The following is a 7,352-nucleotide window of genomic DNA, read 5'->3' on the forward strand; positions in this document are numbered from 1 at the left end:
ATGATTCTCGTGATAGATAATTACGATTCGTTTACGTACAATCTCGTTCAGTATTTGGGAGAGCTCGGCGAAGAGGTAAAGGTGTTCCGAAATGATGAAATCGACATTGCGAGAATTGAGACATTAGTCCCGGATCATATTCTGATATCGCCAGGTCCTTGTACCCCGAACGAAGCTGGAATCAGTCTTGAGGTTATTGAGAGATTTAAAGGGAGCATTCCGATCTTCGGTGTCTGTCTTGGACACCAGGCAATCGGGCAGGCCTTTGGCGGACAAGTTGTCCGCGCCGAGCGTCTGATGCATGGAAAAACATCACCGATTCATCATCTGGGCACTTCCGTATTCGAGGGGCTTCCCATTCCGTTTACAGCTACCCGTTACCATTCCTTGCTTGTAGAAAAAGAAACTCTGCCGGATTGCCTTGAAATTACGGCATGGACCGAAGAAGGAGAAATTATGGGGCTTCGGCATAAGGAGTATCCGGTGGAGGGTGTACAGTTCCATCCTGAATCGATTATTACCGACCATGGGCACCAAATGTTGCGCAACTTTTTGAAACGTACGGCGGGAACCAAGGCATGAGATTTATGGGAGTTGACGGTCGTGTAGTGGATACGGCCGAGGCCGTGGTATCCGTTATGGATCACGGCCTTTTATATGGCATGGGCTTATTTGAGACGTTCCGGACATATCAAGGAGAACCCTTTTTACTAGAACGCCATTTGAGTCGTCTTGCAGACAGCTGCAAAATGCTGGGGATTGCCTACAACCCAAATCCGAAGCGCCTACGGGAATGGATTCTTCAGCTTATGTCGGCTAACGAGCTCGAGGATGCCTATGTTCGTTATACGATTACGGCAGGTGTGGAGGCGCTTGGGCTTCCAGCAGGTGATTACACGAATCCAACGGAGCTGGTATATATTAAACCATTGCCGGTGCTACCGGATTCCCTTTATAAGAAAGGGAGAGCTCTGCAACTGCTCTCAACGCCGCGTAACACACCGGAGACGGCCGTACGGCTGAAGTCGTTGCATTATATGAACAATATTATGGCCAAACGCGAGCTTCAAAGTTATCCGGATGCGGTACGTTTTCAGGCCGAGGGATTAATGCTAACCGGAAACGGCGATCTGGCTGAAGGTATTGTAAGTAACATATTTTTCATCAAGGATGGAAAATTATATACACCTGATGTTGATACAGGCATTCTGCCCGGCATTACCCGGGCTTTTGTACTTGAGTTGGCCGATCACCTCGGCATTGCAGCCGAAGAGGGTCGTTATACATGGGATGTATTAACTTACGCCGATGAAATATTTACAACGGGTTCGGTGCAGGAGCTTGTACCGGTGACAAGTTTATTGAGACACGGTGAGGAGAATGCTGTGGTGGGCAGTGGATTTGTGGGTCCTATCACGGAGCATTTACTGAAAACTTACCGACAGAAAGCAGGGCTATAGATGAAGACAACCATTTATGAACAAACATATGACTGCGGAGAGTCGCGGCTAAAGCTCGGGAATTCAACACTGATCATGGGCATTTTAAATGTAACACCTGACTCCTTTTCGGATGGAGGGCGTTATAACGAAACGGAACATGCTGTGAAACATGCTCTGCAGCTATTTGCAGATGGGGCCGATATTATCGATATTGGTGGTGAATCCACCAGACCTGGTCACGAGAAAGTAAGTGTAGATGAAGAGCTGAGTCGTGTGATTCCTGTAGTAGAAGCGATTCACCGTGAGGCGCCGCATGTTCCTCTCTCGATCGATACTTACAAAGCAGAGGTAGCGCGTCAGACCATCGAGGCAGGTGCGCATATTATTAATGATATTTGGGGGTTTAAAGAGGATCCAGATATGGCGGGTGTCGCTGCGGCTTTGGACTGCCCTGTTATTCTTATGCATAACCGTAAAAATCGGGATTACACTCATTTGATTGAAAATGTGAAGTCAGATCTAATGGAGAGTGTGAATATTGCTCTGGAAGCCGGAGTAAAAGGCAGCCGTATTATTTTAGACCCGGGAATCGGTTTTGCGAAGGATTATGATGAGAACATGAAGGTCATGATGTCATTAGATGAGTTGGTAGGCCTCGGTTACCCGGTTCTTCTGGCTACCTCACGCAAAAAATTCATCCGTACTGCACTGGACCTTCCGGTGGATGATGTTGTTGAAGGAACGGCGGCTACCGTAGCCTATGGAATTGCACAGGGCTGCCAGATCGTTCGAGTTCATGATGTGAAGCAGATCAAACGTACGGCGCGTATGTGTGATGCCATGCTGTATGCTTCGGCGGGACTTCAGCGGGTATAAATAGGAAGTACAACCTCAACTATGGAAGGACGGAACAAGGAATGGACAAGATGATTTTGCGCGGAATGGAGTACTATGGATACCATGGTGTATTTGAGGAAGAGCGGAAACTCGGGCAGCGATTTTATGTAGATCTTGAGTTGGAGCTCGATTTGAGCAAAGCCGGAGCAACGGATGACCTGACCCAAACGGTAAATTATGCCGAGGTGCATGAGCTGCTGCAAGGGATTATGCGGGATGAGTCTTTTAAGTTAATTGAAGCTTTAGCGGAGCATATTGCATCTAAGGTACTTGACACTTATACTAGTATCGATGCTTTAACGGTTAAGCTAACAAAGCCGCATCCACCGTTTGATATTCATTTTGAAGGTGTCACCGTAGAGCTGCACCGGACCAGAAAGTGAGATATACCATGAATTCACATACTACCTCTGAGACTTCAGAGGCTTATATTGCTTTAGGGGCTAATTTGGGAGACCGGGAAGCGACGCTGATGGAAGCTCTGGAACTGCTGGATTCACAACCTGGTATTACCGTACTTCGCTGTTCCAACTTATATGAAACAGAGCCGGTCGGATATGTGGATCAGCCAATGTTCCTGAATATGACGGCTGCTGTGGCTACAACGCTTGAACCGCATTCGTTTTTGGCAGTAATGCAGCAGATTGAACAACGGCTCGGAAGGGTTCGCCACATTCACAATGGACCACGTACTGTCGATCTTGACCTTCTGTGGATGGACGGAAAAAGGCTCGATACGCCGGACCTGATCCTTCCGCATCCTCGTATGCATGAGAGGGCGTTTGTATTAATGCCGCTTGCCGACATCACTCCCAAAGATGAGCCTTCCGGTTTATATACTACGGTTAAGACAGCGATTGAGAACCTGGATGGAAAGGAAGGCATACAGCTTTGGAAAACATGCAGCTGGCGCAGCGTATCCGCGCTTTCCGAAAATTAAAGGGCCTTACCCAACATGAGCTGGCAGCACGAACCGATATCTCATTAGCTGTGCTCGGAGCGATTGAGCGTGGCAACCGCCGCGCAGAGGAACAAATTTTAGTTAAAATTGCGGAGGCCTTGAACATTACTCTACAAGAGTTGAAGGAACGCAGTTGAGTTGAAAATATATAAATGAAAAACAAAGGAGTGACAAAAGAACATGTTGAAAATTGGAGATATCGAGATGAAAAATCAGGTCGTACTTGCCCCGATGGCGGGTGTGTGCAACCCGGCTTTTCGCTTGATTGCCAAGGAATTTGGCACAGGGCTGGTCTGTGCCGAGATGGTGAGTGGCAAAGCGATTGTTCACGGCAACAAGCGGACGCAGGAAATGCTGTTTGTTGATGAACGAGAGAAGCCGATGAGTCTGCAGATTTTTGGAGGAGACCGCGAATCGCTCGTGGAAGCGGCAAAAGTGGTGGACCAGCAGACCAATGCTGACATTATCGATATCAATATGGGCTGCCCCGCACCCAAGGTAACGAAGATTGATGCAGGAGCACGCTGGTTGCTAGATTCGAATAAAATTTATGAAATGGTATCGGCAGTTGTGGATGTCGTTAATAAACCGGTAACGGTTAAAATGCGCACAGGCTGGGATAGCGATCATATTTATGCGGTTGAGAACGCCAAAGCCGTAGAACGTGCCGGCGGTCAAGCCGTTAGTGTTCACGGACGTACCAGGGAGCAGCTGTATACTGGACACGCAGACTGGGATATTATAAGACAGGTAAAGGAAGCTGTATCCATTCCTGTTATCGGCAATGGCGATGTGGTGACACCGGAAGATGCCCGTCGTATGCTTGCTGAAACTGGCTGTGACGGCGTGATGATCGGGCGTGGAGCGCTCGGAAACCCATGGATGCTCTACCGTACCGTGGAATACCTGAAGACAGGTGAACTTCTTCCCGATCCATCACCACAGGAGAAAATTCGGATTGCTATTTTGCATATGGACCGTCTGATTGCTCTTAGAGGAGAAGACGTTGCTGTCCGGGAAATGAGAAAGCACCTGTCCTGGTATTTGAAGGGGCTTAAAGGCTCGGCCCGGATTAAGGACGTTATTATGGAAGAAACGAAGCGGGACGAGATGGTTAGTCTGTTGACTAATTTTATCGATCAGTTGGAGTCCTCCGGTGATGCAACGAAGAGTGCTTATCCGCAGGCAGCTACAGCGATGTAATAAGCAGAACGCCCTTTGCGCACCTAGGGCTAACGATAGCGTTTTCATTCGTGCGAGGACGTTCATTGACTTTTTGAAATGGTTACCATATAATTTTTCAGTATAAATTCGCCTTGATATACAGTAAGCATCAGGGGAAAGTTCTGATCCCCGAAGATTCGCATATAGTATGGTGGTATGGTGATTTAAATTATCTACATGACAGGAGAATTGGTTAAGATGAGCGATAAAGAAGTCATTCTAACACAGGATGGTCTGAAGAAACTGGAGGACGAACTCGAGAATCTGAAGTCCGTTAAAAGACGGGAAGTCGCGGAACGTATCAAGGTAGCTATTGGTTACGGTGATATCAGTGAAAACTCCGAATATGAAGACGCCAAGAACGAACAAGCCTTTATCGAAGGCCGTATCATTACGCTGGAAAAGTTGCTCCGCAACGCGCGTATCATCAATAACGACGATATCAATACCGACGTCGTTAATGTAGGCAATACGGTTATCGTTGAGGATTTAGAGTATGGTGATACAATGGAATACACAATCGTCGGTACGGCGGAATCGGATCCGCTCAACAATAAGATTTCCAACGAGAGTCCTGTTGGTAAAGCGATTATTGGTAAGCAAAAAGGGTCAGTGGTCGACGTTAACGTACCGGCCGGCGTTATTCAATATAAAATCGTAGAAATTAAGAAGTAAGTTGGAATGAGCGTGGAAGCTTCCTTTGGGGGGCTTTTTTCGCTATTTGCATATGGGACTGTCCAAAAGGTCAGGACTTAAAATCTGTGTATTTGTAGTTGGTAGGTATGAGCCGGGTATGATCGGCCGGCGCGAGAATGAAGGAGATGAATCGACGATGACGGAAGAAATGAACAATCAGGAACAAGAACAGGAACTAAGTGAGCTGCTGCAGATTCGCCGCAATAAATTGGACGAGCTTCGCAAGCTGGGAATTGACCCATTCGGCGGTAAATATGAAAGAACAGATCATGCCGGTGATATTTTGAAGCAGTATGATGCTTTAACTAAAGAGGAATTGGAAGAGAAGCAGGTTGAGGTTAACCTTGCTGGTCGGATCATGGCAAAACGGGGTATGGGTAAAGCCTCCTTTGCTCACATTCAGGACCTGAGCGGACGGATTCAGATTTATGTGCGCCAAGATTCGGTTGCTGAAGAGAAATACCAAGCTTTCAGCATTTTGGATTTGGGAGACATTATTGGTATCAGCGGTACACTCTTTAAGACCAAAACAGGAGAAACCACGATTAAGGTTAAAAACTTGGAAGTTCTCTCGAAGTCGCTGTACCCACTTCCTGAGAAATTTCACGGTTTGAAGGATGTGGAGCTTCGTTACCGTCAGCGTTACGTAGATCTTATTATTAATCCGGAAGTCCAAAAGACGTTCATTACCCGTTCCAAGATCATTCAATCGATGCGCCGCTATTTGGATTCGCTCGGTTATTTGGAAGTAGAGACACCAACCCTTCACGCCATCGCCGGTGGTGCAGCTGCACGTCCATTTATTACGCACCATAATGCGCTGGATATGGAATTGTATATGCGTATTGCGATTGAGCTTCACCTGAAACGCCTGATTGTAGGCGGTTTGGAGAGGGTTTATGAAATTGGACGTGTATACCGGAATGAAGGTATTTCAACACGCCACAATCCGGAATTTACGATGATCGAGCTGTATGAAGCATATGCGGATTATAAAGATATTATGGCATTGACCGAAAATCTTATTGCTCACATTGCCCAAGAAGTTCTTGGAACTCAAGTTATCTCCTATCAGGGACAGGAAATTGATCTAACGCCGCAATGGCGCCGTGTCTCCATGGTAGATGCAGTTAAAGAAGTAACGGGTGTAGACTTTGGTGTGCAAATGTCGGATGAAGAAGCTCACCGTCTGGCTAAAGAACACAAAGTTCCTGTTGAGCCGCATATGACGTTTGGACATATTCTGAACGCATTCTTCGAGCAGTTTGTGGAAGAAACACTCATTCAGCCGACGTTTGTAACTGGTCATCCGGTAGAGATTTCACCGTTAGCGAAAAAGAACGATGAAGATCCGCGATTTACGGATCGTTTCGAATTGTTCATCGTAGCGCGTGAACATGCGAATGCTTTCTCCGAGCTGAATGACCCGATTGATCAGCGTCAACGCTTTGAGGGACAACTTCAGGAGCGCGAGCAGGGTAATGATGAAGCACATGAAATGGATGAGGATTTCCTTCGTGCGCTGGAGTACGGTATGCCGCCTACAGGCGGACTTGGTATCGGTGTGGACCGTCTGATCATGCTGCTCACCAACTCTCCGTCCATCCGTGACGTACTGCTGTTCCCTCACATGCGGAACCGTACACAAGACTAATCAAATATTGTTTATACAAAAAGGAACAGCCTGTGCCATTTGCTTGGCGGCTGTTCCTTTTTTATATGCATCTCTAAGTATAGATATTCTATCTAGGAAGACTGTTATTTTTGTGTCTTTCTGCAGTCACTAAGGACGACATATAGACTGTAAATGACGGTTTACGGCAGACTCTATTTTTTCCTTGGTAAGCACCTCAGGTCTAAGAACGGCATGAATGGCCAAACCATCGATAAGGGCATAGAACCGTTCAATTTCAATATCATAGTCCAGATCGGGCAAGGCTAAATTTTGATCGGTCAACGCCTGAATGATCATAACGAACATTTGGCGCATATCGTCATCTACTTGTTTACGCAGTGCCGCTAGTGAGGTGTCGGACATCGACTTTGCAACAAAAGCAAACCACACCTCCATTTCGGGAATTGTTTCTTCATTTAAAGGCAATATCTGCTGAACAAGCACCGGAATGTCTGTC

10 protein-coding genes (1 of these 10 only partly in view) are annotated in these 7,352 nt (G+C 46.8%); 9 read left to right on the forward strand and 1 reads right to left on the reverse strand.

What is annotated here, in order from left to right; all coding sequences use genetic code 11:
• The 9 genes from pabA (at window position 1) to lysS (ending at window position 6,874) form a co-directional block, all read left to right on the forward strand.
• A complete protein-coding gene (gene pabA, locus MNQ98_RS00330) occupies window positions 1–582 on the forward strand; it encodes an aminodeoxychorismate/anthranilate synthase component II (protein WP_241931405.1) in 582 nt (193 codons plus the stop codon).
• Window positions 579–1,460, forward strand: a complete 882-nt coding sequence (locus MNQ98_RS00335; protein WP_241931406.1) for an aminotransferase class IV — start codon at window positions 579–581, stop codon at window positions 1,458–1,460. Before pabA ends, MNQ98_RS00335 begins: the two co-directional genes overlap by 4 nt.
• Window positions 1,461–2,318, forward strand: a complete 858-nt coding sequence (folP, locus tag MNQ98_RS00340) for a dihydropteroate synthase (protein ID WP_241931407.1) — start codon at window positions 1,461–1,463, stop codon at window positions 2,316–2,318.
• A gap of 41 nt (window positions 2,319–2,359) precedes the next feature.
• Entirely contained in the window at window positions 2,360–2,722 is a 363-nt protein-coding gene (folB, locus tag MNQ98_RS00345) for a dihydroneopterin aldolase (protein ID WP_241931408.1), read from the forward strand.
• A gap of 8 nt (window positions 2,723–2,730) precedes the next feature.
• Window positions 2,731–3,279, forward strand: a complete 549-nt coding sequence (gene folK, locus MNQ98_RS00350; protein ID WP_241931409.1) for a 2-amino-4-hydroxy-6-hydroxymethyldihydropteridine diphosphokinase — start codon at window positions 2,731–2,733, stop codon at window positions 3,277–3,279.
• Window positions 3,231–3,437 carry a helix-turn-helix domain-containing protein gene (locus MNQ98_RS00355; RefSeq protein ID WP_208916691.1) on the forward strand — a complete coding sequence of 69 codons (207 nt, stop codon included), beginning with the start codon at window positions 3,231–3,233 and terminating at the stop codon, window positions 3,435–3,437. Before folK ends, MNQ98_RS00355 begins: the two co-directional genes overlap by 49 nt.
• Window positions 3,438–3,480: 43 nt before the next feature.
• Complete coding sequence (gene dusB / locus MNQ98_RS00360; RefSeq protein ID WP_241931410.1) at window positions 3,481–4,503, forward strand: tRNA dihydrouridine synthase DusB; 1,023 nt, start codon at window positions 3,481–3,483, stop codon at window positions 4,501–4,503.
• A 219-nt stretch (window positions 4,504–4,722) separates the two neighbouring features.
• On the forward strand, window positions 4,723–5,199 hold the full coding sequence (greA, locus tag MNQ98_RS00365) for a transcription elongation factor GreA (RefSeq protein WP_208916688.1): 477 nt from the start codon (window positions 4,723–4,725) through the stop codon (window positions 5,197–5,199).
• A 157-nt stretch (window positions 5,200–5,356) separates the two neighbouring features.
• Window positions 5,357–6,874: a lysine--tRNA ligase gene (lysS, locus tag MNQ98_RS00370; protein ID WP_241933802.1), complete on the forward strand. Its 1,518-nt coding sequence runs from the start codon at window positions 5,357–5,359 to the stop codon at window positions 6,872–6,874.
• 129 nt (window positions 6,875–7,003) lie between these two features.
• Here lysS and MNQ98_RS00375 read toward each other — a convergent pair whose 3' ends face one another.
• Window positions 7,004–7,352, reverse strand: the 3' portion of a protein-coding gene (locus MNQ98_RS00375; RefSeq protein ID WP_241931411.1) for a TetR/AcrR family transcriptional regulator. The gene runs 245 nt beyond the window's last position; 349 of the gene's 594 nt are visible here — the last part of the coding sequence; its start codon lies beyond the right edge, outside the window; the stop codon is at window positions 7,004–7,006.

The sequence above is a fragment of the Paenibacillus sp. N3/727 genome (assembly GCF_022637315.1).
In the GTDB taxonomy this organism is placed as follows: domain Bacteria; phylum Bacillota; class Bacilli; order Paenibacillales; family Paenibacillaceae; genus Paenibacillus_AQ; species Paenibacillus_AQ uliginis.

Excerpts from the sequence above, each read along its gene's own strand:
- folK (WP_241931409.1), top strand. The coding sequence starts at position 2,731 with ATGAATTCACATACTACCTCTGAGACTTCAGAGGCTTATATTGCTTTA.
- lysS (WP_241933802.1), top strand. The coding sequence starts at position 5,357 with ATGACGGAAGAAATGAACAATCAGGAACAAGAACAGGAACTAAGTGAG.
- greA (WP_208916688.1), top strand. The coding sequence starts at position 4,723 with ATGAGCGATAAAGAAGTCATTCTAACACAGGATGGTCTGAAGAAACTG.
- dusB (WP_241931410.1), top strand. The coding sequence starts at position 3,481 with ATGTTGAAAATTGGAGATATCGAGATGAAAAATCAGGTCGTACTTGCC.
- MNQ98_RS00335 (WP_241931406.1), top strand. The coding sequence starts at position 579 with ATGAGATTTATGGGAGTTGACGGTCGTGTAGTGGATACGGCCGAGGCC.
- folP (WP_241931407.1), top strand. The coding sequence starts at position 1,461 with ATGAAGACAACCATTTATGAACAAACATATGACTGCGGAGAGTCGCGG.
- folB (WP_241931408.1), top strand. The coding sequence starts at position 2,360 with ATGGACAAGATGATTTTGCGCGGAATGGAGTACTATGGATACCATGGT.
- pabA (WP_241931405.1), top strand. The coding sequence starts at position 1 with ATGATTCTCGTGATAGATAATTACGATTCGTTTACGTACAATCTCGTT.